Annotated in this window: 1 rRNA gene; it reads right to left on the bottom strand. The window is 54.7% G+C overall.

The annotated features are described in order from the left end of the window. Window positions 1-274 (bottom strand): 16S ribosomal RNA (locus GTP45_RS29440); the annotation flags it as partial.

The raw sequence follows: 274 nt of genomic DNA on the forward strand, positions 1-274 counted from the left end.
GTAGGAGTCTGGACCGTGTCTCAGTTCCAGTGTGGCTGGTCGTCCTCTCAGACCAGCTACTGATCGTTGCCTTGGTGGGCCTTTACCCCACCAACTAGCTAATCAGATATCGGCCGCTCCAGGAGCATGAGGTCTTGCGATCCCCCACTTTCATCCATAGATCGTATGCGGTATTAGCGTAACTTTCGCTACGTTATCCCCCACTCTTGGGTACGTTCCGATATATTACTCACCCGTTCGCCACTCGCCACCAGAGCAAGCTCCGTGCTGCCGT

It is taken from the genome of Duganella rivi (assembly GCF_009857435.1).
GTDB lineage: Bacteria > Pseudomonadota > Gammaproteobacteria > Burkholderiales > Burkholderiaceae_D > Rugamonas > Rugamonas rivi.